General features: G+C 61.2%; 21 protein-coding genes and 5 pseudogenes. 18 read left to right on the forward strand and 8 right to left on the reverse strand.

The genetic code is table 11. The features are described 5' to 3' along the window. Position 1: 1 nt before the first annotated feature. Together V6W80_RS15275 and V6W80_RS15280 are read left to right on the forward strand one after the other, a co-directional pair. Entirely contained in the window at positions 2 to 1,417 is a 1,416-nt protein-coding gene (locus V6W80_RS15275; protein WP_338544724.1) for a Y-family DNA polymerase, read from the forward strand. Beyond that, positions 1,414 to 4,488: an error-prone DNA polymerase gene (locus tag V6W80_RS15280; protein WP_338544725.1), complete on the forward strand. Its 3,075-nt coding sequence runs from the start codon at positions 1,414 to 1,416 to the stop codon at positions 4,486 to 4,488. Before V6W80_RS15275 ends, V6W80_RS15280 begins: the two co-directional genes overlap by 4 nt. Positions 4,489 to 4,490: 2 nt before the next feature. On the opposite strand, the gene V6W80_RS15285 is transcribed toward V6W80_RS15280, so the two are convergent. Together V6W80_RS15285 and V6W80_RS15290 are read right to left on the reverse strand one after the other, a co-directional pair. After that, positions 4,491 to 5,399: an Abi family protein gene (locus V6W80_RS15285; protein WP_338544726.1), complete on the reverse strand. Its 909-nt coding sequence runs from the start codon at positions 5,397 to 5,399 to the stop codon at positions 4,491 to 4,493. 285 nt (positions 5,400 to 5,684) lie between these two features. Then, on the reverse strand, positions 5,685 to 5,984 hold the full coding sequence (locus V6W80_RS15290; RefSeq protein WP_338544727.1) for a hypothetical protein: 300 nt from the start codon (positions 5,982 to 5,984) through the stop codon (positions 5,685 to 5,687). A gap of 135 nt (positions 5,985 to 6,119) precedes the next feature. Here V6W80_RS15290 and V6W80_RS15295 point away from each other — a divergent pair. The 3 pseudogenes from V6W80_RS15295 to V6W80_RS24110 all read left to right on the forward strand — a co-directional run. Next, positions 6,120 to 6,284 (forward strand): annotated as a pseudogene (locus V6W80_RS15295) (DUF3363 domain-containing protein); the annotation flags it as partial. Between the two features lie 392 nt (positions 6,285 to 6,676). Next, a pseudogene (locus V6W80_RS24105) lies at positions 6,677 to 7,309 on the forward strand (PAS domain-containing protein); the annotation flags it as partial. Positions 7,310 to 7,468: 159 nt separating this feature from the next. Then, positions 7,469 to 7,945 (forward strand): annotated as a pseudogene (locus tag V6W80_RS24110) (methyl-accepting chemotaxis protein); the annotation flags it as partial. 211 nt (positions 7,946 to 8,156) lie between these two features. Here V6W80_RS24110 and V6W80_RS15305 read toward each other — a convergent pair. Together V6W80_RS15305 and V6W80_RS15310 are read right to left on the reverse strand one after the other, a co-directional pair. Next, positions 8,157 to 9,305 carry a GGDEF domain-containing protein gene (locus tag V6W80_RS15305; protein WP_338544729.1) on the reverse strand — a complete coding sequence of 383 codons (1,149 nt, stop codon included), beginning with the start codon at positions 9,303 to 9,305 and terminating at the stop codon, positions 8,157 to 8,159. 37 nt (positions 9,306 to 9,342) lie between these two features. After that, a complete protein-coding gene (locus V6W80_RS15310; RefSeq protein WP_338544730.1) occupies positions 9,343 to 10,008 on the reverse strand; it encodes an OmpW/AlkL family protein in 666 nt (221 codons plus the stop codon). A 518-nt stretch (positions 10,009 to 10,526) separates the two neighbouring features. On the opposite strand from V6W80_RS15310, the pseudogene dnaE2 (V6W80_RS15315) reads away from it, so the two are divergent. Further along, positions 10,527 to 11,320: pseudogene (dnaE2, locus tag V6W80_RS15315) on the forward strand (error-prone DNA polymerase); the annotation flags it as partial. Between the two features lie 515 nt (positions 11,321 to 11,835). Here the strand turns inward: dnaE2 (V6W80_RS15315) and V6W80_RS15320 are convergent. Continuing rightward, on the reverse strand, positions 11,836 to 12,735 hold the full coding sequence (locus V6W80_RS15320; protein ID WP_338544731.1) for a LysR family transcriptional regulator: 900 nt from the start codon (positions 12,733 to 12,735) through the stop codon (positions 11,836 to 11,838). Between the two features lie 240 nt (positions 12,736 to 12,975). On the opposite strand from V6W80_RS15320, the gene V6W80_RS15325 reads away from it, so the two are divergent. The 12 genes and pseudogenes from V6W80_RS15325 to V6W80_RS15380 all read left to right on the forward strand — a co-directional run bounded on the left by V6W80_RS15325 (position 12,976) and on the right by V6W80_RS15380 (position 22,704). Further along, positions 12,976 to 13,851 carry an alpha/beta fold hydrolase gene (locus V6W80_RS15325; RefSeq protein WP_338544732.1) on the forward strand — a complete coding sequence of 292 codons (876 nt, stop codon included), beginning with the start codon at positions 12,976 to 12,978 and terminating at the stop codon, positions 13,849 to 13,851. Positions 13,852 to 13,902: 51 nt separating this feature from the next. Further along, a pseudogene (gene dnaE2, locus V6W80_RS15330) lies at positions 13,903 to 14,250 on the forward strand (error-prone DNA polymerase); the annotation flags it as partial. A 260-nt stretch (positions 14,251 to 14,510) separates the two neighbouring features. Next, positions 14,511 to 15,215: a methyl-accepting chemotaxis protein gene (locus V6W80_RS15335; RefSeq protein ID WP_338544733.1), complete on the forward strand. Its 705-nt coding sequence runs from the start codon at positions 14,511 to 14,513 to the stop codon at positions 15,213 to 15,215. 12 nt (positions 15,216 to 15,227) lie between these two features. Continuing rightward, positions 15,228 to 15,980 (forward strand): TIGR03759 family integrating conjugative element protein, encoded by a 753-nt coding sequence (locus V6W80_RS15340; RefSeq protein ID WP_338544734.1) that lies wholly within the window; start codon positions 15,228 to 15,230, stop codon positions 15,978 to 15,980. Beyond that, positions 15,977 to 16,543 (forward strand): transglycosylase SLT domain-containing protein, encoded by a 567-nt coding sequence (locus tag V6W80_RS15345; protein ID WP_430707814.1) that lies wholly within the window; start codon positions 15,977 to 15,979, stop codon positions 16,541 to 16,543. Before V6W80_RS15340 ends, V6W80_RS15345 begins: the two co-directional genes overlap by 4 nt. Beyond that, on the forward strand, positions 16,540 to 17,040 hold the full coding sequence (locus tag V6W80_RS15350) for an integrating conjugative element protein (RefSeq protein WP_338544736.1): 501 nt from the start codon (positions 16,540 to 16,542) through the stop codon (positions 17,038 to 17,040). Before V6W80_RS15345 ends, V6W80_RS15350 begins: the two co-directional genes overlap by 4 nt. 9 nt (positions 17,041 to 17,049) lie before the next feature. Beyond that, positions 17,050 to 17,307 (forward strand): hypothetical protein, encoded by a 258-nt coding sequence (locus V6W80_RS15355; protein ID WP_338544737.1) that lies wholly within the window; start codon positions 17,050 to 17,052, stop codon positions 17,305 to 17,307. Between the two features lie 2 nt (positions 17,308 to 17,309). Beyond that, the gene (gene traD, locus V6W80_RS15360; protein ID WP_338544738.1) at positions 17,310 to 19,475 is read left to right on the forward strand and encodes a type IV conjugative transfer system coupling protein TraD; all 2,166 of its coding nucleotides are present in this window, start codon (positions 17,310 to 17,312) and stop codon (positions 19,473 to 19,475) included. Next, positions 19,472 to 19,954, forward strand: a complete 483-nt coding sequence (locus tag V6W80_RS15365) for a hypothetical protein (protein WP_338544739.1) — start codon at positions 19,472 to 19,474, stop codon at positions 19,952 to 19,954. The genes traD and V6W80_RS15365 overlap by 4 nt, the downstream gene beginning before the upstream one ends. After that, the gene (locus tag V6W80_RS15370) at positions 19,954 to 20,700 is read left to right on the forward strand and encodes a TIGR03747 family integrating conjugative element membrane protein (protein ID WP_338544740.1); all 747 of its coding nucleotides are present in this window, start codon (positions 19,954 to 19,956) and stop codon (positions 20,698 to 20,700) included. Before V6W80_RS15365 ends, V6W80_RS15370 begins: the two co-directional genes overlap by 1 nt. A gap of 107 nt (positions 20,701 to 20,807) precedes the next feature. Further along, positions 20,808 to 22,271 carry a UvrD-helicase domain-containing protein gene (locus V6W80_RS15375; RefSeq protein WP_338544741.1) on the forward strand — a complete coding sequence of 488 codons (1,464 nt, stop codon included), beginning with the start codon at positions 20,808 to 20,810 and terminating at the stop codon, positions 22,269 to 22,271. 169 nt (positions 22,272 to 22,440) lie between these two features. Continuing rightward, a complete protein-coding gene (locus tag V6W80_RS15380; RefSeq protein ID WP_338544742.1) occupies positions 22,441 to 22,704 on the forward strand; it encodes a hypothetical protein in 264 nt (87 codons plus the stop codon). Between the two features lie 11 nt (positions 22,705 to 22,715). Here the strand turns inward: V6W80_RS15380 and V6W80_RS15385 are convergent, their stop codons facing one another. From V6W80_RS15385 to V6W80_RS24115, 3 genes are all read right to left on the reverse strand, one after another. After that, the gene (locus V6W80_RS15385; RefSeq protein WP_338544743.1) at positions 22,716 to 22,958 is read right to left on the reverse strand and encodes a hypothetical protein; all 243 of its coding nucleotides are present in this window, start codon (positions 22,956 to 22,958) and stop codon (positions 22,716 to 22,718) included. 127 nt (positions 22,959 to 23,085) lie between these two features. Continuing rightward, positions 23,086 to 23,337 carry a hypothetical protein gene (locus V6W80_RS15390; RefSeq protein ID WP_338544744.1) on the reverse strand — a complete coding sequence of 84 codons (252 nt, stop codon included), beginning with the start codon at positions 23,335 to 23,337 and terminating at the stop codon, positions 23,086 to 23,088. A 458-nt stretch (positions 23,338 to 23,795) separates the two neighbouring features. Next, entirely contained in the window at positions 23,796 to 24,158 is a 363-nt protein-coding gene (locus V6W80_RS24115) for a response regulator (RefSeq protein ID WP_430707722.1), read from the reverse strand. Positions 24,159 to 24,235 lie beyond the last annotated feature (77 nt).

Consider the following 24,235-nt stretch of genomic DNA (forward strand, 5'->3'; position numbering starts at 1 on the left):
CATGAAATGGGCCTGCATTTTTTTCCCGCAGTTCGCGCTGGACGGTGTGCTGCGCAACTGTCCTGACCCGGACGAGGCTCTGGTACTGCTCCACGGGCCTATCCAGCGACGGATCATAAAGGCGGCAAATGCTGCGGCGCTGGCGCTTGGGCTACGGCCAGAGATGACGTACACCGCTGCCCAGGCGATCTGCCCGCAGTTTGCGACAGTGGAGTACGACGAGGCGGCACTAAGGCGCCAGCACGAGCTCCTCGCCGCCTGGGCCTATGGGTTCAGCTCCCAGGTGAGCCTGCACTTCGCTGACGCCTTGGTGCTCGAGGTGCAGTCGAGCCTGCCACTCTTCGGCCCGTGGCCCCGATTCGAGGCGCGCCTACGTCAGGAGCTCACAGCTCTGGGGTTCGGCCATCGGATCACCCTGGCACCGAACCCGGTCGCCGCCCGAGTGTTGGCCAACGCCGGCGACAGCCTGGCGGTTCGGGACGATGCCGGCCTGGCCAGCGCGTTGCGCACGCTGCCGGTGGCGCTTCTGGGCTTCGAGCCTGAGATCGTCCAGGCCCTGGGCCGCATGGGACTGCGCCAGCTGAACCAGGTGCTAGCGCTGCCCCGGGCGCAGCTCGCACGGCGCTTCCCCCTGAGCCTGCTCAATCACCTCGATCAAATGCTGGGCAGCAAGGTCCTGCCCCTGGAGTTTTTCCTGCCCCCGACCACCTTCAGGCTGCGGATCGAGCTCAACTTCGAAGTCGAGTCGACGCAGGCCCTGTTGTTCCCGCTGCGCCGACTGACCTCGGACCTGGCCACCTGCCTCGCCGGCCGAGACATGGGTGCCCAACGCTTCACCCTGCGTCTCGAACACCGTGAGGCGCCGACAACCGAGATCGTGGTAGGTCTGCTTGCACCCGAGCGGGACCCTGCGCTGCTGTTCGAATTTGCCCGGGGCCGCCTGGAGCCCACCCAGGTGGTAGAGCCGGTACTCGCGATCGGCCTGGTCGCTGACGAGTTGCCCTCGTTCGTCCCTCAGCACCGCGGCCTTTTTGATGAGCGCCCGCAACAGACGGTGAGCTGGGAGCAACTGCGTGAGCGGCTGCGGTCGCGCCTGGGCGACGACGCGGTCTATGCGGTGGGCGCCCAGGGCGATCACCGACCGGAGCGGGCCTGGCGGCGCGATACGCCGTCTCTGGCACTCCAGGCATTGGGACCGAATCGACGGCCGGGTTGGCTGCTGCCGGCGCCGGAGCCGCTGGATGTCGATCAGTCACGGGTCCTAAGCGGACCGGAGCGGATCGAGAGCGGGTGGTGGGACGGTGAGGATGCCTGTCGGGACTACTACGTGCTCGAACTCGCAGACGGGCGTACGGCCTGGGCTTTCCAGTCGCAGGCGGAGGGGGCTGGCTGGTGGGTGCAGGGGTGGTTCGCGTGACACCCGGCTATGCGGAGCTGCACTGCCTGTCGAACTTCAGCTTCCAGCGCGGTGCCTCAAGCGTCGATCAGCTTTTCGAGCGGGCCAAGGCCAAGGGCTATGAGGCGCTGGCCATCACTGACGAGTGCACCCTCGCCGGCATCGTGCGGGCCTGGCAGGCATCGGAGAAGCATGACGTCCGGCTGATCGTCGGCGCGGAACTTCAGGTCGCCCAGGGCCCCAAGCTCGTGCTGCTGGTGGAAGACCTGCAGGGCTACCAGCAGCTGTGCCGGCTGATCACCCTCGCCCGCCGGCGGGCGGATAAAGGCAGCTATCGGCTGCTGCGCGAGGACCTCGACCAGGTCGCCGGCCTCATCGCGCTCTGGGTACCGGATCGGGAAGCGGAAGCGGAGGCAGCGCGCTGGCTCTTGGACGTGTTTCCCGGCCGGCTGTGGATCGCTACCGGACTGCACTTCGATCAGGACGACCAGGTGCGGCTGCAGCGGCTTCAGGAGCTGGGGGCGGCTCTTTCATTGCCTCTCGTTGCCGCCGGCGACGTGCACATGCATTGCCGCGGGCGGCGGGCCCTACAGGACACCATCACCGCGATCCGCCATCACGTCCCGGTGGCCGAAGCCGGCCAGTTGCTCTTTCCGAACGGCGAGCGCCATCTGCGTACCCGAGAGTCGTTGGCCCGCTGCTATCCGCCCGAGCTGCTGGCGGAAACCCTACGCATCGCGGAGCGCTGTAGGTTCAGCCTGGCGGAGCTGCGCTATCAGTACCCCAGCGAAGTCGTGCCGGAGGGACACACCGCGACCAGCTGGCTGCGTGTGCTGACAGAAGAGGGCTGCGCCTGGCGCTGGCCCGAAGGCCTGTCGGACCGACTGTGCGCCCAGATCGAGAAAGAGCTGCAGCTGATCGCCGACAAGGCATACGAGAACTACTTCCTGACGGTCCACGACATTGTCCGCTTCGCACGGCAGCAGGGAATCCTCTGCCAAGGGCGCGGCTCGGCCGCGAACTCAGCCGTCTGTTTCGCCCTGGGCATCACTGAGCTGGATCCGACCCGCATCAATTTGTTGTTCGAACGCTTCATCAGCCACGAGCGCGATGAGCCCCCGGACATCGATGTGGACTTCGAGCATGACCGCCGTGAAGAGGTCATCCAGTACATCTTCCGCCGCTACGGCCGGCAGCGTGCTGCGCTCACCGCGGTGGTATCCACCTATCACGCTGCGGGCGCTGTGCGGGACGTGGCCAAGGCCCTAGGCCTACCCCCAGATCAGATCACCGCGCTGGCGGACTGCTGCGGCCGTTGGACCGACAACCTACCGCCCCCGGAGCGCCTGCGAGAGTCGGGGTTCGACCCCGATAGCCCCCTGCTCCACCGGATCCTGGTGCTCACCGGCGAGCTGATCGGATTCCCGCGCCACCTCTCCCAGCATCCAGGCGGATTCGTCATTGCCGACCAGACGCTGGATACCCTGGTGCCGGTGGAGAATGCCGCCATGGAAGGACGCACTGTCATCCAATGGGACAAGGACGACCTGGATGCGATGGGCCTGCTCAAGATCGACATCCTCGCCCTGGGCATGCTCAGCGCCCTGCGCCGGTGCTTCGACCTGGTCAAAGGCTACCGGGGCGAGGAGCTGACGCTAGCGACGGTGCCGCAGGAGGACAAGCCCACCTACGCGATGATCAGCCGGGCCGATACCCTGGGTGTGTTCCAGATCGAATCGCGCGCCCAGATGGCCATGCTGCCACGGCTGAAGCCGCAGACCTTCTATGACCTGGTGATCGAGGTGGCCATCGTCCGGCCGGGCCCCATTCAGGGAGGGATGGTTCACCCGTACCTGCGCCGGCGGACCGGACAGGAAGAGATCAGCTACCCGCCGGCGCTGGAACGCGTCTTCGGCCGGACCCTGGGTGTGCCCCTGTTCCAGGAGCAGGTGATGGAGCTCGCCATACTTGCCGCCGACTACACGCCGGGGGAAGCCGATCAGCTGCGGCGCAGCATGGCGGCCTGGAAGCGTCATGGTGGGCTGGAGCCGCACCGGGAGCGGCTCACCTCGCGTATGCTCGCCAATGGCTACACCGCCGAGTACGCCGCGGATATCTTCCGGCAGATCGAAGGGTTCGGCAGCTACGGCTTTCCCGAATCCCACGCGGCAAGCTTCGCCCTGCTCACATACGCCAGCTGCTGGCTCAAATGCCACGAGCCGGCGGCCTTCGCGGCGGCGCTCATCAACTCCTACCCCATGGGCTTCTACAGCCCCGACCAGATCCTGCAGGACGCCCGGCGCCACCGGTTACAGATCCTACCGTTGGATGTGACCTGCAGCGATTGGGATTGCAGCCTCGAGCCCGTCGCTGATAGCACGCAGCCAGCCATCCGGATAGGGCTGCGTATGGTGCGAGGTCTGGCCGAGAAAGCAGGACGCGCTGTTGAGCAGGCCCGCCGACAGCGGCCATTCAGCGACGTCACAGATCTGTGCTTGCGCGCGGGCCTCGACGCCAAGGCTCGGGAGTGCCTAGCGGATGCGGGAGCCTTGAAGGGCTTGGCTGGGCACCGGTTCCAAGCACGTTGGGCAATGGCTGCGATCGAGCCGCAGCTGCCGCTCTTTGCTGAGGGCGCGGTGGTTGAGGAGGAGATCCAGGAGCTGGTCGCCCCGACCGTGGGTGAGGACCTCTACTCGGACTACGCCTCCTTGGGTACCACCCTGGGGCCGCACCCACTCACCCTGCTGCGGCCTGAGCTGTCGGCCCGCCGGCTGATGAGCTCGAAAGAGCTGAAGGAGCGGCGCCATGGCCAGCCGGCCCGGGTTGCTGGCCTAGTGGTCGGCCGGCAGCGGCCAGGTACCGCCAGTGGTGTGACATTCGTGACGCTGGAAGACGAGTACGGGATGGTGAACGTGGTTGTGTGGCGCACCCTGGCGGAGCGCCAGCGGCGGGAACTGGTGACGTCACAGCTGCTGCGGGTCGATGGAACGCTGGAGAATCGAGAAGGCGTCATGCACATAGTCGCCGGGCGCCTGGTGGACATTAGCGAGCTGCTACAGGGGTTGGACATAAGGAGCCGAGATTTTCGCTAGCATTAGATCCCAAAAGAGAGACGAGGAAATCCCTGTTCACTTGGGAAGCCCATAGCGCTAAAACTACAGCCAGGCAAGCGAGGCTTCGAGTCTATGAGACTTGCAATACGCTCAATCCAGTTTGACGCCGGATCAATGTGTTTCAACAAACGCCATTGAACAGAAATAAGTCCATACAAGCGACTACGGGCGTCATCACTCAATGCAATGTTTTGGAAAAAAGGATCAGCGTTAGGGAGTACAATTAAATTGCTAGAAGACTGATTCCAAATCCGGGTGTGGTGAGCACACCGGTTCCGCAGGGTGTTCAGCTCCCGCAACCAGCTGATTAGCGCCCTCACGTCCGATAATCCAAGGCGCGCTGCAATCCACACCTGGGGCTTCCTGCGAAGCATCTGGTAGTAGATAGATAGGGTACCGAAATCCCAAGCCTCTACTGCTACCCAAATGGGCATAGCTTGGTTCTTCGCCCTATGGGCAACAATGCAATCTTCATCGGAATCGTTGAGTTTGTTCTGCTGCCTGGATAGCCAGTTAACCCATTTGCTGTTTTGGAATCCCGGCTTTACCTGTAACCACTTGGGCTCGATGAACGCTGTCGACGTGTAGGCCATCTGATCGTTACGACCAAGTTCGTGAGCGACCACCGTCTTTAGATGCACCTCGAGAGTCTCGATAGCATCAAGCATTAATAGGCGCAAAGCCTTATCGAACCTATACAGTTCAACGGCTGCCTCAAAGGTCGTTTCTGGTTGGAACTGGTCAAGGCGGAGGGGTTTGCCAGTGTGGGGGCATGGGATCTTCTGCCCAGCGGCGTTTCGGGCAAACATCCGAGCCGGGTACCAAAAGCCGCTCAAGCGGTAATACCCCAGCCGAGCCAACTCACGCTCAGTTGCGAGGGGATCAGCCATTCGCATGCCCCTCGAAGCTAGCAGGGCAACCAGATCTGAGTATGACAGGAACGGTTTCGGAGGGATGAGCTGCTGCAACTTCCGGATCCCAGAAACGAGAAGGCCAGACCGTAATGCCGGTCAAGCCGGCAACATAGGATCTGGCGCTATTGGGTGTCATCCTGCCTAGGCTTGGGCCTAATGTCAACCAGAATCAGCTGACATTGACTGCCGTAACGACGTCCGGGGCTGATTGAAATTGGAAGCCTTTTGGGCCTCCAGAGCGCCTAGCTCAGGCCTTCCCAATCACACTCCATCTAAGCTAGCGATCCCAGTACGGAACGGCTTCCACTCATTTTCAGGAGTACCGGGCAAGCAGATCGCCACGCTCACTTGTTGCCCAGCCTGTGGATCGGCCGGCTTGATCGCCACGTGACGATAGACGGTGAAGTCGGGCCTAAACATCGTCGAGCTCTGGCTCCGGTGGTATTCCCAGATGCCGTACCCGTTCGAGGTACTCAATTGGCGCTCAAGGTTTATCACCCCACCTTTTTCCAGCCGAATCACTAGCATCCTGGTAGCCCTCTCAGCCAAAGCGAGCATCATACCCCGCCTGCTTTCAGCCGCCGGCCAAAGGGCGACCTATGGCCTGTTCAACCCCGAAATCTAACCTCCGGAGACCTGGATAGGGTTGCCTGCTGGCACCCTCCAGCACCTCTGCGACCGTGCAGGGCGGGGCCACGGCCCGGACGCAGCGCACGGGAAGTCGTCGCTGCCCATGTCCAGCGGCTGGACGCCCTGCGCCGGGCCGGCATCCTGGACCGTGTGGCCGACGGGTTCTGGAAGGTGCCGGACGACCTTGCCGAGCGTGGCCGTCAGAAGGACGCCCAGCGCCTGGACGACATCTGATCTCTGAAAAGCATGATGCTCTCGCTCCTCAGCGATCGCGCGTTGCGGGCCATCGTCTATGCGAATCACGCCGCCAAAACGACGAAGCTACTTCTAGCGACAGAGTTATGCATATAGCTCGAGAAGCATAGTTATGCATATAGCTCGAGAAGCATAGTTAGTAATACTAATTACCTCAAAAAATTGCGGCAAGCCCTAGCCCAGAGCGGTTGACCGCTTCAATTGTGACATCAGACGAGAGGCATTAAGAAGGCTGAAATCTCGCCGATAGGCTCACACCATCAACTGGCGAGCTCACTATGTTTAATTCACATTATAAGAAGACGATCGCTCGGCTGGACGCTGAGTTGCACGCCAACCAGGGCCTGACCCAGGCGCTGGAGCGTTCCATGGCGGTGATCGAGTTCGATCCCGACGGCACCATCCTGCGCGCCAACGACAACTTCCTCCGCCTGACCGGCTATCGCGCCGACGCCCTGGTCGGCCAGCACCATCGCAGCCTCTGCCCCGCCAGCGTGGTCCAGGGTCGCGACTATGGCGATTTCTGGACGCGCCTCAAGCGCGGCGACTTCGTTTCCGGCACCTTCCAGCGCCTGGACGCCCAAGGCCGTACGCTCTGGCTGGAAGCCAGCTACAACCCGGTACCTGATAGCACCGGCAAGATCGCCAAGGTGGTGAAGTATGCCCTCGACGTCACCGCCCAGGTCGAGCGCGACAGCGAAGCCCAGAGCAAGCTCAAGGCGCTGGATCGTGCCTTGGCGCGGATCGAATTCGATCTGGATGGGCGCACCCTGGACGCTAACGACAACTTCCTGGCCACCCTCGGCTACAGCCTGAAGGAGATTCAAGGCCAGCCGCATCGACTGTTCTGCGAGCCGGCTCTGGTCAACAGCAGCGAATACGCCGACTTCTGGCGCCGCCTCAATGCCGGCGAATTCTTTCGCGGCCAGTTCAAGCGCCTGGGCAAGCACGGCCGGGTGATCTGGCTGGAAGCGAGCTACAACCCGGTGTACGACGCCACCGGCCGGCTGTACAAGGTGGTGAAGTACGCAAGCGACATCAGCGAGCGGGTGGAAAAGCACGAAAGCGACGGCCGCAGCGCCTCGCGGGCCTATCACATCTCCGCCGAGACCGAGAAGGTCGCCGAGCACGGCACCCGGATCATCCAGGCGGCGGCCAGCGAGATGCGCGAGATCGCGCACAACGTCAGCGCCTCCGCCGAGGTGATCGGCCAGCTGGGCCAGCGTTCCGAGCAGATCACCGCCATCGTCAACACCATCCGCGGCATCGCCGACCAGACCAACCTGCTGGCGCTCAACGCCGCCATCGAGGCCGCGCGCGCCGGTGACCAGGGCCGCGGCTTCGCCGTGGTCGCCGATGAGGTTCGTCAGCTGGCAGGACGCACCAGCAGCGCCACGGCGGAGATCGCCGAGATGATCGGGCGGATCCTCAGCGAAACCCAGCAGGCGGTCGCCAGCATGGAAAGCACCCAGGGTCGGGCGGCCAAGGGCGTCGAGCTGGCGGACCAGGCCGGCGCGGTGATCGTGCAGATCCGCGATGGCGCCAGCGACGCCGTGGAAGCCGTGAGCATGTTCGCCAGCAAGCTGGACGAATCCGAGGCGATTCCCAAGGGCGCGCGGAACTGGGTGGGGCATTGATCAAGAAGGTAGCTGCGGAGAAACGTATCACGCTGCGAAGACGCTATTGAGTTTATAGCGTGATCTCTATTCAGTACTCAACGATCCGAAGCAGTAGCCTTTATGATCGTTGAGTACTGCCTTATTACGCACTCTTGGCTCTTGTCTCAAAACGCCGCCGGACGCGATTATTTAAGATATTCATCAGAAAATCACCCTTATTTTCTAAGATCTAACAGACCTGGTTACGCCCTGCTCCTTTCGCGCGATACAAAGCCTTGTCGGCACGCCGGACACTTTCTTCATAGTTCAGATCCTTGGCATCCATACTAGCGCAGCCCAGACTCAAGGTAATAGATAGTTCAGTCGCACCTGTAGAAAACGGCGAATGAGCGATAACTTCCCGCAAGCGCTCAGCAGAAACCTTCGCTTCCCCTACACAGGTATCGGGAAGAATAATTAGAAACTCTTCTCCGCCCCAGCGCACTAAAGAATCTCCATACCGCAGACTGGAGACCAACCGTGCTGCAACCCCCTTCAGAACAACGTCACCTATCTCATGCCCCCAGGTGTCATTGACCAACTTGAAGTGGTCGACGTCAGCCAAAATCACACTACAGTGCTGACTTCGTAATCGACGGCGGTACATCTGTTCAAGTGTTGAGTGACCGCCTCGTCGATTGGCAACTCCCGTTAAAGGATCAATTGTCGCCTGTTGCCGTAAATCCCTAGTAGCTCGCTCGCTGCTCATGGCAATATAGCCGAAGTACACCAAAATACTGCTGGCTTGATCGAACACGATGGCCGGAAGAGTGCTAATATTTATTGCAGCAGGTAATAGGCCGACTAAGATCAATATTCCAGGCACGGCCAGCGCCAGGAAGTACAAAGCAAAGGCGGCAGCAACTAGATAAGGCGTCAGCAGCCTTTGACCAGAAGTTCTAATAATTTCAAAAAGCGCTAGACCTGCCGCCAGAGCAGCAATGGCATAGATCATCGGGAGTAGTAGTTGCTCCCTGAAATCTAGGCAGACGCCCAGCACATACAGTACGCTTGGAAAAATGGTGAGAAGTGGGATTACACACAGGTTTACAGCTCGGCCATAAAATAATCTAAGGCCGGTCCAAGACATGACAAGGCTGCCCAACAGCGCACTGTAGGAGAAAAAGGCAACTGGGAGCGGCAGTAAAGCGTGATCGGCAAATTCTACGGTAATGTACAGTCCTATCGTGGATGCGATTAGTGCTGATGTCCAATGACGTAGGTAGCGCGCCTTAGGCTGGCTAGTAAGCAATACCAAGAAAACCAGCAAAAAGGTGCCTCGGCTCAGGGCGCTGCTCAAAAATAGCGTTTTTAGGTCGGGAGAGATCGTCAGCAGCATCAAATATTCCAGGCAACTCAGGTATGCGGTCGAAATATTAAAAATAAAAGCCGACACCCATTCCTAACACAAGTGTATTGATCTTAACAGTAGCGCTAAAACCTTCACCCTTGAAGTCATACTCGGGGCTCAGCAGGTAGCGGGCACTAGCGTTGACCAGCCACCCTGGCGCAATGGCGACGTCTATCCCCGCAGCAAACAAAGTGCTTGCGATCGGCTTCACGTCAAAACTTGGAATGTTTTGCGCGGGGTCAACGCTACGTGTCCACGCGTAATTAGCGCCTACTCCTACATAGGGCTTTATAGACTCTGTTGGCCTGAAATGATACTGCAGTGCTAGGGATAGAACGTTGCTATCTATACTTCCTACTGAAAAGTTTCCTAGACTAGAGCCCGACACTGCGTAACTGCGCTTGACGTGGCCGCCTTGGAACTCGATAGCCCAATGGTCGGTGAAGAAATAACTGATATCTAATCCTGGATAGGTCTTGTCTGGCGATTTGATTTGTCCGCCTACGATAGGGATATCAGTTGTTTGGGTAAGAGAGCGGACACTTAAGGCTGATCCGCGCACGAGCCAGTCGGCCTGTCTCGGTCCCTTAAGAAAGCTGTCTGTCTCAGCTGCAATTACCGTCCCGGAACTCAGGGCAATAGCTACGAATAACGCCGATAAAGAAATGTACGTCTGCGCCCGTGTGCCCATTGCCCGTCCTTGTACGGCACCAAAACCCTTTCTGGCCTCTTCGAGGATGCTCTCTCGAGAAACCTTACGATTGCTATCATTAAGCCACTACACGTGTGAACCGTATCACAAAAACGACCCCAGTCCTGGCTGAATCATCTAGATAGCGCCGGAAATCCGCCGAGCGGTAGCTGGCCTGACACGCGCATGGTAGAGACCACGAGCACGTGTCCGCCCAAGAGTGAAATAGCGCCCACCGGAATCTAATCTGCTTCTCCAGAAGTGTCGATTGGGGGCCTCCCGGGGCGGCGATCGGGAACGGCTTTGTGCTTGTGGCAGATGAGTATGAGGCCTCGCCCAGCGTACCGGGAACGGCACATGGGAAGTCGAAGATGATCGCCAGCATCCAGCATGGCACCGGCCAGGCAATGGATGCGCTACTGACCAGCGCCGACCAAGCCCACCAGACCAGTGAGCAGGCTTAGGCGGTTAGCGCGGCATTGGAAACCATCGCCGAGTCGGTATCGGGCGTGAGTGAACGCAACCTGGTAATCGCCAGCGATGCAGAGGAACACGGCAGGCAGCGCTGCGCTCGTGCGGTGGTATCCACCTACCACGCTGCCTGCGCCGTCCGATACGTGGCCAAGACCCTGGGCCTGTCCCCGGATCAAATAACGGCGCTGGCGGACTGCTGCGGCCGCTGGACAGACAACCTGCCGTCGCCAGAGCGCCTGCGCGAATCGGGCTTCGATCCTGATAGCCCCTGCTCCACCGGATCCTGGTCTTCACCGGCGAGCTAATCGCCTTCTTGCGACACCGCTCCCAACACCCAAGCGGTATCGTCATCGACGACCAGACGCTGGATACCCTAGTGCCGGTGGAGAACGCGGCCATGGAAGGCAGGACAGTGATCCAGTGGGACAAGGATGACCTGGATGCGATGGGCCTGCTCAAGGTCGACATCCTCGCCCAGGGCATGCTCAGCGCCTTGCGCCGGTGTTTCGACCTGATCAAGGGCTACCGGGGCGAAGAACTGACCCTGGCCACCGTCCCCAAGGAGGACAGGCCGACATACGCGATGATCAGGGGGGCTGACACACTTGGCGTGTTTTAGATCGAATCGCGCGCCCAGATGGCCATGCTGCCGCGGCTGGGGTCGCAAACCTTCTACGACCTGGGGATCAAGGTGGCCATCGTCCGGCCGAGCTTCTTCCAAGGGGGAATGGTTGACCCGTACCTGCGGCGTTGGATTGGCCAGGAGGAGATCAACCACCCGCCGGAACTGGAGCGCGTCTTCGGTAAGATCCGGGTGCCATCGGCGCTAGGCGTGCCGTTCGTACCTTGTACGCCTCCTTTTCCGCCGACACCTCCTTTTTCAGTCACAGCCCCGCTTCAACCTCCGCCACCCGCCCCAGCAGAGCCACCGGCTCCATGAGCACCACCTGCTCCCTCTACCCACTAGCGCCACTCTTTCTGTTGTGACTGACCTTACTACACTCTCTGTAGAGTTTTCCGTGAGTACTGGAACTGGCAGTGAGCTTTACGATAGGAGGATGTGAGTTAAGCGCTAAATACGTGGATCCTAAAACGACGAAAAAGAACACTGCTTGGGTTTCTAATTTGAATCCTTTGATCTGAGTGAATCATCCCTTGCTGCCGTGGCTTGCATCGATATCGTGTCGATAGCCAGATTGCTGCACATCCTCAGGTTCATTGACCAACCAATTACTTACCAAGGAAACAGAGCCAGCACTACCACTAGGTAGAGCCATCCTTTACTGGCCTTAGGCCGTCTCTTTTTAGAGGTATGTAACAAACTCTTGTCAGCGGTCCGCTTCGTTTTTCTAGCTACTGCAGGTCTGTGTCGTTCCGTATTGCCTCGACCGCCATGTCGACGAAGTCGCGTACCTTTCGGGTAACGTGCCTGCCTTCACGGTGCACAACGTGGATTGGCACCGCCGGGCGTTCGAAGTCCTCGAGCACCAGTGCAAGAGCTCCTTCGTTCACCTCTTTTGCGATCTGAAAGAGCGGTAGGCGAGTTATGCCGAATCCTGCTACAGCGCACTCAGCCGCAGCCTCATTCATCGTGGTCGTAAATCGCGGCTGCAGCCGTATCGTTGCAGACTTGCTGCCATTTCGGAATCTCCACTCGGACGTTGGGGTGACTCCCGTTGCGGCTATGACGACATGCTGCGACAGCTCTTCGGGACGTTTCGGCGTTCCACGTTGCTGCAGATAACTTGGCGATGCACAAAGAATTTCGCGTACTTTGCCAACCTTTATGGCTTGCAAGGAGGAGTCTGGTAGCTCGCCAATGCGTATCGCAACGTCGACTCCCTCGTCCACCAAGTTGACCATCCTGTCCAAGAACAAGCAGTTGATTTCCACCTCAGGAAATAAAGTTAGGTAGTTGCGTGCAATCGGGGAGACATACAGGCATCCAAAATTCACTGATGACGTAACGGTGAGCTGGCCTCGCGGTAATGCGTGTGCACCAGCGACCGCGCTTTCAGCCTCCTCAAAATCCACGAGGATTTTCCGGCAGCTTTCTGCGTATCTCGTTCCTGCCTCAGTGACCCTGATAGAGCGGGTCGTTCGAGTCAGCAGTCTTGCACCGAGACGTTCCTCCAGCTCGCTGACGGCGCGCGTAACAACCGAAGGCGACATGTTGAGTCGGCGTGCGGCGGACGCAAAGCCACCGGTCTCTACGACCGCGAGGAATGTCGCCATAGCCTGTATTCGATCCATCAATGAACGTCCTGTGATCTTCGAGACGACTAATGATGCCAGAGCCCAAACGCATTTACTGAAAGTCTGAGAAGAGTGAATTGCAGTCTGAGGTGATTCTAAAGTTAACAGCGACAGAAGATCATTCGGTCCACGGACGGGAAACTGCCTGCTCGGACATCAGCAAAGAACCATTTCTAAAACTCTACCACGCCTCTCTATTCAGCTACTCGTACCTCGCACGCCTTTGAAGGACTCGTTATGACCTCACAAGCTGCTATCCAACCTGTCATGCCATTTCCCCGGCAGAACGTTCGCGTCGCTGGCTCCAATGGCGTCTCCATCGCCGCGCAAGCCTGGGGGCCCGCCGATGCCCCAGCGGTGCTGCTGATCCACGGCTTTCTCGGCGGTAGATTTTCTTGGGCACCTCTTGTTAACGGGCCTCTAGCCAGCAAAGCAAACCTCGTTACTGTGGAACTGCGAGGTCACGGAGCCGCCGACAAGCCAGAAGAGCCATCAGCCTATGCTGACAGCAAGGTGTGGGCGGACGATATCGCGGCGGTCGTGTCGGCCCTCGGTCTCAAGCAATTCATCCTTGTGGCACATTCCTACGGTGGCGTAGTGGCGTTTGACTACCTACGCCACGAGGGAAGCTCGGCTGTGAAAGGTCTGCTCCTCCTTGGAGCCGCTGCGGAACCACCTGGGGTTTCTCAAGACTATGTCCAGCCGGACACTCTGCCCACATTGCAAGCGTCCCTCAGCCAAGACCTGTCGGAGCGTGTGGGTGGGATTCGTGGTTTCGTTCAGGCAATTTCTCGAGACCCGCTTCCAAGCGACCTTCACGATGCGCTGATTGCACAGGGAGCCATCTCCAGTCCGTCCATGCTGGCCGGTGCATTTGCCCGCCGGCCGGTCAGCAACGTGGATGTTTTCACGAAGCTCGACATGCCGGTGGTTTTTGTCTGTGGAAGCCACGAGAACGTTGTCACGCAGGCGCTTGTGGACCATGTGTTGCGGGCTGTTCCGCACGCAACCAGCCGAACTCTGGACAACGTAGGCCATCTGCCGCAAATCGAGGCGACCGATCAAGTCGCAGAACTGATTGCTGATCTGATCGCATCTAGTTCCAGCAAGTAGAACAATCCGTCTTCTTACGCTGATTGTGTTGATCCCGTACCGAAACAAACTGAGCATGACCGCCGGGATGCGGTCATCCAGTACATCTTCCTCCGCTACGGCCGGTAGCGCGCTGCGCTCTCTGCGTTAGTGTCCACCTATCACGCCGCGGGCGCTGTGCCGGACGTGGCCAAGGCCCTGGACCACCCACCGGATCAAATCACCGCACTGGCGGACTGCTGTGATCGTTGGAGGGACAACTTTCCGCCACCGGCGCGCTTGCGGGTGTCGGTGTTCGATCCAGATAGCCCCCTGCTCCACTGGATCCTGGTGCTCACCCGCAAGCTGATCGGGTTCCCCTGGTATCTCTCCCAGCACCCGGGCGGTTTCGTCATCGCCGACCAGATGCTGAATACCCTAAAAATTTGTCGCTGCTCGGCCTAGCCTGGGCGCGGAACCCTTGCCGAGGATCACTCCCCTTTCCCAACTGATCACCAGCATCTTGTTAACGATTTCCCGAAACCAAGCACCATAACTCCCTACGGTGAACAAGCTGGTTGAAGTTCTATCTATGGCCAAATCAAGCCTAAAACCTAACCTCCTGAGAGCCAGATAAGGTTTCCTGCTGCCCCCTTTGATCGCTTCTGCGACCGTCCACAGCATCCTGTGCGAGGTCCCCTATGAAGCGCCCTTCCCTACCCCAAACGTTCGTCGCCATCGGCTTTGCAGCCTTGTCTACTGCCTGCCTGTATCTCTACGTTGAGCTGTCCCATGTCACTGGCGACCTCAACGCTGCGGCTGACCAGAGCACGGTCCACGCCATCACCCAGCGTCTGGACAAGATGCAGGACCAGATGGATGGCTTCGCCGGTGGCAAGCCGGTCCAGGATGCGGACTTCCGGGCAAGCCAGCAGGCGCTGTCCCAACGGATCGATACCGCCCAGGCGATGCTAGTGGAGATCCAACGCGCCAATCAGACTGCGCTGCAAGGCATGGCCCAGTCCGGCGACCTGGTGGTGCTCGAGGCGAAGATCGAAGGCCTACAAAACGATCTCGGCGACCTCCGCAAAAAAGCAGTAGAGCCGGCCAAGGCACCGCCCCCGCTGATCGTCCCTAAGCAGCGCAGCGCTCCATCAACCGCGCGCAAGCCCGAGCCACCCAAGCCGATCGACACCCCTCCCCCCTTCACCGTCGTCGGCATCGAGTACCGCGGCGGTGAGCGCTTCCTTTCGGTCGCCCCTCCCGGCAGCACCCAGCTCAGCGAGCTCTACCTGGTGCGCCCAGGAGACAACGTCGGCGGCACCCGCTGGCGGCTGGCCAACCTCGACGACCGCCAGGCGCAGTTCAGCGTCGACGGCGCGACCCGCACCCTTTCCGTCAAGTAGTAGAGGCAACTCATGCGCCCCCAGTCCCCTCTCTTCCCGGCGAGCCTTGCGATCGCCCTCATCCTGCTCTCACCATCCGCGCCGGCACTCACCGCAGACCTTGTCGCCCCCCAAGTCTTCTCCGGCGAAACAGGTAGCGCTGAGCGTCAAAGCGCGGTCCAGCGTAACGACAGCGCCATCGCCCAGGAATGGGGCCTGAGCAGTCAGGAATTCCAGCGCTACCGGACCCTGATGCAGGGCAGCCGTGGCGTCTACTCACCTGGCCTGGATCCGCTCACCGCCCTGGGCATCGAAGCCCAGTCCGATGCGGAGCGACGCCGCTATGCCGAGCTGCAGGTTCGCGCCGAGGCGCAGCGGGTGCAGAAGGAGCTGGCCTATGACCAGGCCTACCGCGACGCCTGGAATCGCCTCTACCCGAACCTACAGCCGGTGCAGGCCGGCGGCCAGGCAGCGCCCCAGGCAAGTCCAGCCGTGCGCGGTAACGGACGGCTCGCCGTGTTCGTGACCGATAGCTGCGCCGCCTGCACCGAGCGGGTTCAGGCGCTGCAGAGCGCTGGCCAGGCGTTCGACCTCTACCTGATCGGCAGTCAGAACGACGATGCCCGGATCCGCCGCTGGGCCGTGCTCGCCGGCGTCGATCCGGCCAAGGTGCGCGGACGGCAGATCACCCTCAACCACGACGCCGGCCGCTGGGTCCAGCTGGGCCTTGGCGGCGAGCTGCCGGCTGTAGTCCGCGAGGTGAATGGGCAATGGCTACGGCAATGATCAAGGCGCTCGGCGCCAGTGTGATCCTGCAGGCACTTGCGATCGGCGCCCAGGCCTCCGAGACACCGCCGCCCGCCTATCAACTGGCCGCCCATCAGGCAGGCATCCCCTCCGAGGTGCTGTACTCGGTGGCTCTGCAGGAGAGCGGCACCCGGCTCCGCGGCAGGGGCGCGCAGTTGGTCCCCTGGCCCTGGACGCTCAATGTCGCCGGCGCCGGCTATCGCTTCGCCACCCGCGCTGATGCCTGCACTGCGCTATTGGTCGCGCTGAGCACCGCCGGCGCCAAGCGCGTCGACGTCGGCATCGCCCAGGTCAACATGGGCTGGAACGGCCATCGGTTCGGCCGCAGCGTTTCGCCCTGTGAAGCGCTCAACCCCTATAAGAACTTGGAAGTCGCCGCGCAGATGCTCGCCGAGCTGCGCGCCCAGGGCGGCGATTGGATCAACGTCGCTGGCCGCTATCACCGTCCCGCCGGCGGCGCCCCCGCTGCCAAGTACCGCGAGCTCTTCGCCAAACACCTGAGCCGGGTCACCGGCGTCACCTTGCTGGCCTCGAACCCATGAAGCAGATCCTCCCGCTCCTCATCCTGACTGTGACCCTGCCGCTGACCGCCCAGGCCGCCAGTCTTACCGTGGTCGAAGACCGCGGCGGCGTCTCTGCCCTGCCCTACTACCAGAGCTTGAACCCAGAGCCGGTACAGGCACAGCGGCAAGCATCGCTGCCTCAGCCGGCCCAAGCCCTGGGCTTCCCCGTGCGATCGCAACGGCTAACCCCCGGCACAGTCCAGGGGCGCGCGTTGAACGCACCGGGTCTGCAGCCCTTTTTCCTGATCGGCGATGACGATCTGTCTCGCCAGTGGCTGGCCAGCCGTGGCGAGACTCTGCAGCGCCTCGGCGCCGCTGGCCTGGCGGTCAATGTGGCCAGCGCCGAGCGCCTGGCCGCGATCCGCAGCTGGGCCCCCAGGCTGGTCATCAGCCCCGTGGTCGGCGATGACCTGGCTGCCCGCCTCGGGCTCAACCACTACCCCGTGCTCATCACCCCCACCGTTCTGGAGCAATAGGAGCCTCCCATGCCTAGCCCCCTATCCCCGTATTTGACGCTGGTGATCCGCATGCCCGCCGGCGCCGCCGCTCGTGAAGCGCTCGCCGGCGACCTCGGCGTCTTGATCGACCTCCATGGCGGGGAGATTGCGGGGCGCTCGATGGATGATGAGCTGACCCTCTGTGAGCGCTTCGAAGCGGCGCTGCCGCGTGGCGAAGCCGAGGCTATCCGCAAAGAGCACGCCGCGGGCCTGCCGCTGCCAGGCGCTGGCGAGCTGGAGCACTGACCATGGCCCGCAATCATGCCCTGGACACGCTGTTGCGCCCTGCCGTTGAGCTCTACACGGTGCAGGTGTGCCTGGCGATGGCCTTCCTGTGCGTGTTCGCACCCTGGGCCGTCGCCCTGACGCCGTTGTTCGGCCTGGTCACGGCCGTCGCCTTTCTTGGCTTCGCCATCTATCGCTTGCGACAGGCGCTGCGCGTGCTGCGCTACCGGCGCAACATCCGGCGCCTGTCGTTCTACAGCATGACCAGCAAAGAGATCCCGGTCAGCAATGAGCGGCTGTTCGTGGGCAAGGGCTTTCGCTGGGAGCAGAAGCACACCCAGCGCCTGGTCGACACCTACCTGCCGCAGTACGCGCCCTATGTCGAGCCTTCGGAGTGGACCAACAAGGCGCGGCGCCTCGAGGCGCGCCTGGAGTTCGCGCCCTTCCCGCTCACCCTGTTGGCCAAGGCCACCGCCTGGGACAACGCCGCGAACCCGTTCCGGCCGCTGCCTCCGGTGGGCGGTCTGCCGCGGCTACACGGCATTGAGCCCGAGGAGCACGACGTTACCCTGCCGCTGGGCGAGCGAGTGGGTCACTCCATCGTCCTGGGCACCACTCGGGTCGGCAAGACGCGTCTGGCCGAGCTCTTCATCACCCAGGACATCCGCCGCAAGCGGCGCGGCCAGCACGAGGTGGTGATTGTCTTCGATCCCAAGGGCGATGCCGACCTGCTCAAGCGCATGTACGTCGAGTGCGAACGCGCCGGGCGGGCCAACGAGTTCTACGTCTTCCACCTGGGTTGGCCGGACCAGTCCGCGCGCTACAACGCGGTGGGCCGCTTTGGCCGGATCTCGGAGGTGGCCACCCGCGTCGCCGGCCAGCTGTCCAGCGAGGGTAACTCGGCGGCGTTCAAGGAATTCGCCTGGCGGTTCGTCAACATCATCGCCCGGGCCCTAGTCGCCCTCGGCCGGCGGCCGGACTACCTGCAGATCCAGCAGCACGTGATCAACATCGAAGGACTGTTCCTGGAGTACGCCCAGAAATACTTCGATGAGCACGACCCCAAGGCCTGGGAGAAGATCATCTTCATCGAGAGCAAGCTCAACGATAAGAACGTCCCGTTCAACATGAAGGGCCGACCGCTGCGGGTCATCGCCATCGACCAGTACCTGAACCAGACGCGCGTGCTGGATCCAGTCATGGACGGTCTGCGCAGCGCGGTGCGCTACGACAAGACCTACTTCGACAAGATCGTCGCCTCGCTGCTGCCGCTGCTGGAGAAACTCACCACCGGCCGCATGGCCGAGCTGATCGCGCCGGACTACCACGACGTCAACGACCCGCGGCCGATCTTCGACTGGATGCAGGTGGTGCGCAAACGCGCCGTGGTCTACGTCGGCCTGGACGCCCTCTCCGACACCGAGGTCGCCGCGGCGGTCGGCAACTCCATGTTCTCCGACCTGGTCTCGGTTGCCGGCCACATCTACAAGTACGGCATCGATGACGGCTTGCCCGGGGAGGCCAGCAGCAAAGTGGCCATCAACCTGCACGCGGACGAATTCAACGAGCTGATCGGCGATGAGTTCATCCCCATGATCAACAAGGGCGGTGGCGCCGGTCTGCAGGTGACGGCATACACCCAGACCCTGTCCGATATCGAGGCCAAGATCGGCAACCGCGCCAAGGCCGGGCAGATCATCGGCAACTTCAACAACCTCTTCATGCTACGGGTGAGGGAGACGGCGACCGCCGAGCTCCTCACCAACCAACTGCCCAAGGTGCAGGTCTTCACCGCCACGCCGGCGAGCAGCGCAAGCGACGCCGTCAACGGCAAGACCGCCTTCACCTCGAACACCCATGATCAGCTCAGCGCCACTAGTGTGCCTATGCTGGAGCCCGCCCATGTGGTTGGGCTACCCAAGGGTCAGTGCTACGCGCTGATCGAGGGCGGCAACCTGTGGAAGGTGCGGATGCCGCTGCCGGCGGTAGATCCGGACGAGGCGATGCCTAAGGACCTGCAGGAGCTCGCAGAGAAGATGCGCAAGGCCTACCAGGTGGGTCAGGCCACCGGCAGCGAGTGGTGGGAGGCTCCTGGCCAGCGCCGGGTCGCAGATGACCTACCCCTGGACCTGCAGGACGACTTCCGGCAGATGGCCCAAGGCGCCGCTGACGCAGGAGACGCGGCATGACCCGCGACCTCGATCATGCCCGCCTCGCCGCCCTGGGCGCCGCCTGGTTGCGCCGGCAGTGCTTTCCCCTCGTCGCCACCGAGCTTCGCTGCTTTGGCTCACGCGAGCAGCCGGATGTGCTGGGCTTTCGCAGCAACTGCTCGACGTTGATCGAAGTGAAGACCAGCCGCGCTGACTTCCTGGCCGATCGCAACAAGCCCGAGCGTGCCGTCGGCGGCCTGGGGCTCTATCGCTTCTACCTCTGTCCCGAGGGGCTGCTGCAGGCGGCGGATCTCCCCTCGGGCTGGGGCCTACTGGTGGCCACCGGACGCCAGGTGACCGAGGTCGTACGGCCGCGCGGCAACCTCTGGCCACCAACCGGCCGAGCCGGCGGAACCGAGTGGGAAGCCTTCCAGCACCAGCCGGATCTTGCCGCCGAGCGCCAGGCGCTCTTCTCTATCGCCCGGCGCGCCAGTGCCGCTCCCAGAGGACGCCGATAATGGCCGACGTCGCCCAGCGCGCCCAGCAGCAACAGGTCAAGGAGCAGACCTTCATCGGGTCGGTGCTCAGCTTCCCCTTCCACTTCATCGGCGTGATGTTCCTCTCCCTGGGCGGCGCCATCCTGGTGGACTGGCTCTGCCTCTACTTCCTCTGGCCAGAGGCCGGCTGGCACCACGCCAAGGGCATGCTCGATCACGAGCTGGCCTGGCTGTCTCAGGGCTTCCTGTCCAGTGTTGTGGTCCAGGAGCCCGGGCACACTGCGACCTGGTTGGTGGGGCTGCTCTATGACTGGCTGTTCGTGAAGACGGGGCTGATCCACTGGCTGACCGGGATGCAGCAGCTGGCCGCTGCCGGCCCGCGGAGCGAGCTCGATGTGCGCTACCTAGCCGCGCAGAGTGTCACGACGGTGCAGACCTACGGCCTGTCTGCCCTCTTCACTGTGTTGGTGTTCTGCGTGCGCCTGGTGATCCTGACCCTGGCGGTACCGCTCTTCGCCATGGCCGCCCTGGTCGGCTTCATCGACGGCCTGGTGCGGCGGGACATCCGCAAATTCAGCGCAGGTCGTGAATCGAGCTACTTCTACCACAAGGCCCGCAGCACCATGCTGCCGCTGGCCCTGCTGCCCTGGTCGCTGTACCTCGCCTTGCCGATCAGCGTGAGCCCGCTCCTGGTGCTGCTGCCGTGTGCAGCGCTGCTGGCCCTGTCGGTGAACCTTACGACCGCATCCTTCAAGAAATACCTGTAGCCGCCGGCGTGCTCAGTGGCCCCAGCTCGGCCACAGAGCGCTTTGATCCAACATCAAAATGCAGGGGTGGTATTGAACCCCTGTCCCAGCCGATCTGGAGTTACCCCATGCAGTGGACCCCTGAGCAAGCCCCCGCCATCGCGTCAAATGCCCGCAAGCTGCTGATCCAGGCCTTCGCCGGCACCGGCAAGACCACTACCCTCGTGGGCTACGCCAGCGCCCATGCGGACGTGAAGATGCTCTACCTCTGCTATAACAAGTCGGTGGAGATGGCGGCGAAGAACCGCTTTCCACGCAACGTCACCTGCAAAACCGCCCACGGTCTAGCCTATGCGGTCTACGGGACCCAGTACCAGCACAAGCAGGCCGGCAACCTGCGCATCACCGAGGTCGCCCGGGTGCTGGATACCCAGGATTGGGAGCTGGCTCGCGACGTGGTCAACACCCTCAACACCTTCATGGCCAGCGCCGACATGGCCCTGGACGGTCGCCACTTCGTACGCTACGAAGGCCGCGGCCTGACGCCGCTGCAGGAGCGGCGCATCACCCAGGTAGTGGGGCTGGCCATCAGCGTCTGGAAGCGCATGATCGACCTGCAGGACGCCGGCGTGCAGATCACCCACGACGGCTACCTCAAGCTCTACCAAATGAGCCGCCCGGACCTGTCCAACCGCTTCGGCGCCATCCTGCTCGATGAGGGCCAGGACGTGAATCCGGTAATCGCCGACCTGGTGCAGCGGCAGCGCACCATCCAGGTCATGGTCGGCGATCGCCACCAGCAACTCTATCGTTTCCGCGGAGCCCAGGACGCCCTGAGCGCGGCGTGGATGGCCGATGCCGAGAAGCACTACCTGACCCAGTCATTCCGATTCGGTCCGGCCGTCGCCCACGTGGCCAACGTGATCCTGTCGTTCAAAGGTGAGACGGTGAAGCTGCAGGGGCTCGGCCAGCGCACCCTGGTCAAACGCTCGCTGCCGGAGGACCTCGCCCATCGGACCTGGCTGCATCGCACGGTCAGCGGCGTGATCGAGAACGCCCTGCGCCTGGAAAAGCAGGGTGGCCACCGCATGTTCTGGATCGGCGGGATCGACAGCTACTCGCTGCGCGAGCTCGAGGACCTGTTCCAGTTCAGCCGTGGTCGCAACGACCTGGTGCAGCAGAAAAAGCTCTTGCGCGACTACCGGGACTTCGAGCAGTACCAGGAGATCGCCAAGGCCACCCAGGATCCGGAGATGCAGCGCTCGGTGCGGATCATCGAGGCCTACTTCGACCTGCCCAAGCGCATCGAGCAGCTGCGGCGCTGCGCGGTGGCCAGCGAGCTGGATGCCACGGTCACCTTGACGACCGCGCACAAGGCCAAGGGCCTGGAGTGGGACTTCGTGGGGCTGTACGACGATTTCAGCGCGGATCCGCTCGTGCCGGAGACTGACCGGGCCAGCCGCGACGATGAGCTGAACCTGCTGTACGTCTCAGCGACCCGGGCCATGCAGATCCTGGCGGTGAACTCGCTGGTGATCGACATCATGCAGCGATACAAGGAGCTGAATGGAAGCTTAACGTCGTCCCGCTGAGTAGGCTCTGACTTGGTAGAAGAGGATCAGCAGGAATGTCATAAAGCCGCCTACCCGCTGTGGTCCGACATAAGGACAAGGCTTAAGCGTTGTCTGTAGAAGTATTGGACTAGGCTTCAATTTCCCTTTCTTCACTCGCCGACGTATCTGGCGACAAGGAAATTGATCTATGAGCACCATCACCCAGCTGGAGCAAACGCTGATCGACATCGCCACCAACTGTCTGGCCGATGTGCTGGGCTACAGTGCCAAACGTCAACAGAGAAGCGTCACCGCCGAGGATGCCGAGGCTTTCGAAGAAAACCACATAGCGCTATCGACTTTGGTGCAACTTGCTCATCTGAAGCAGAGTGGGTTGACCGAAGATGCACGTACTGCGCTGCTGGATATCGAGGAAAGTGAGACGGCACTGCTGCAAGCAATGGTCAACTGATCCGCCCCTCCCTAAGCCGTCTCGCTGGCCATGCCAACGCGCGCCTTAAGTACCTGAGCAATTTCACCCATTGCTACGATGTCGAGGGCTTGTGTCTCTGTCGTTTCACAATGAGCTAAATCCCCTGCGGAGGTTGCGATATTGATAGCCATGACCTCGTTATCGTCGATGGTGAGTGTCACCTCTACAAGGAGGCTCTCTGGAAAGAAGCCAGAAATGTAGCGTAAGAAGCGAGAATGGTACTTCGGCAGCATTGCTGATCCCTACCGTCCTTCGAATACGGTTCGGCGCATAGGGTGCCAGACAGGCCGTCGCTTCGATCAAGCGCAAGCGGGCCTTAAACGTAAATCAGGGAGCACTGAAAGAAGAGCATGCACGCTGCTAGTTGTCAGGGAAAATCTCGCGTTCGCTGATTGGCGGATGACAGCCGGTGGCTCTCAGTTCGTTGACGGCATCTCGGATCACCTCATACAGCAGAGGCGTATTGTCGATGAGGCACCGGTTCAGTGTGCGCGTAACCTTCGCAGGCCTTGCCGGATCGATCAGGGTGATTACCAGATTATTTCCCTGAGATTCCAATTCATGCTTCAAGGGTGGATCTAGAGCGGATAGCTGGTTGCTCAGTGCATCCATGGTCTTGCCTCAAGGAATGATCGCAGTTCGAGCACTCGAGGCTTCCAGCGGTTCCCAGCCCAAAGCTTGTAGGTCACTGGTTACCATTCGGTAGACGTGTTTTCACGAATTCCGATCCCGTGCGACACTGTATGGATATACCGTACATAACCCTGTCGGGAAGGAGCGAAACGCGGTGGCTCACTCTAAGAAATATCAAGCGCAGTTGCTGGCAAAAGTCTCTCGCGAGGCAGAGCGACAATACCTGCAGTCAAACGATCATAAGCCTGCGTGGCCATGGAGCAGCCTGAACGATTTGGACCAGCAAGCGTGGTCGTGGAAGGCTTGCGCAGCGTTAGACATCGCTCCAGAACAATGGCGCTCAGCCGTCAACATCTGCCGAACCCCTGGCCAATCCGTGAAACTGCTACTGGGCGAGATGCGCATTCTCCACCCATGATCTTTAAGCGCGAGAAACGCTAGCTAGCGCTGGCTCGAACGTTACGACAAACCTTACTCAGGGCATCAAGCGACCAGGGCTTGGCCAAGAAACTCGTCTGGCGATGTGAATGCTCAGCCGAATGAACATGACCAGAGGATATGACGACTGGTATCGCAGGCCAGAGTGCCGAGAACGCATCAGCCAGCTCAAGGCCATCCATCCTCCCAGGCATTTTGACGTCTGTGAACAGAAGGTCCGGTGGCGATTGCTGGGCCTTCAAGTGTCGCCAAGCCTCATCGGCAGTCCCGAAAGCAGTTACGACAAATCCTTCTTCAGCAAATAGCTCGGTAAGCATTTCGACCAAGAGCCCCTCGTCTTCAGCTATCACCACCCGGTTCATGTCGACAAATCTCTTAGATGACGTATTGCACGTTCTCAATCATAGGCTTGAGACATTGAAGCTGGGAGCCAAGCGGC

Origin of the sequence: Pseudomonas benzopyrenica (assembly GCF_036884265.1) — a bacterium.
Taxonomy (GTDB): Bacteria; Pseudomonadota; Gammaproteobacteria; order Pseudomonadales; family Pseudomonadaceae; genus Chryseomonas; species Chryseomonas benzopyrenica.